This is a genomic window from Parafrankia sp. Ea1.12 (genome assembly GCF_900465275.1).
Lineage (GTDB): Bacteria > Actinomycetota > Actinomycetes > Frankiales > Frankiaceae > Parafrankia > Parafrankia soli.
The window spans coordinates 1-629 of sequence record NZ_UBIZ01000313.1 but is presented as its reverse complement, the minus strand read 5'-3'; the positions used below and the strand labels follow the sequence as shown (position 1 = coordinate 629).

The 629-nt window shown below is 67.4% G+C and carries 1 protein-coding gene; it reads right to left on the bottom strand.

Annotated features, from left to right (window positions below; genetic code table 11):
* A partial coding sequence (locus tag FMEAI12_RS16830; protein WP_146776716.1) for a response regulator transcription factor occupies positions 1–628 on the bottom strand: 628 nt, incomplete at its 3' end.
* Between the last annotated feature and the right edge of the window lies 1 nt (position 629).

Below are 629 nucleotides of genomic sequence, written 5' to 3'. Positions count from 1 at the left end.
TCTGCTTCATCAGGTAGACGGCGGCCTGCGTACGGCTCGCCAGGCCGAGCTTCTCCAGAATGCTCGACACGTAGTTCTTCACCGTCTTCTCCGACAACCCCAGCCGTGTGCCGATCTGCCGGTTCGTCAACCCGTCCGCGATCAGCTGCAGGATCTCGCGCTCCCGCTGGTTCAGCGTCGCCATCGCCGGGTCCTCGCTCGGCCCGTCCCGCAACCGCTCCAGCACCCGCCTGGTCACCGACGGAGCCAGCAGCGACTGCCCCGACGCCACCGTCCGGATCGCCCCCACCAGGTCGTTGCCCCGGATCTCCTTCAGCACGTACCCCGCCGCACCCGCCATGATCGCCGAGAACAGCGCCTCGTCGTCGTCATAGGAGGTGAGAATCAGGCACGCCACGTCCGGCAACGCCGACCGCACCTCCCGGCACACGTCGATGCCACTGCCGTCAGGCAGCCGCCCGTCCAGCACCGCCACATGCGGATGCAGCGCGGGAATCCGCCGCAACGCCTCCGCGGCCAGCCCGGCCTCTCCGACGACCTCGATATCGTCATGCCGGGCGAGCGTCTGACGCAGACCATTACGCACGATCTCGTGGTCATCGAGAACGAACACCCGGATCTTCTCCATG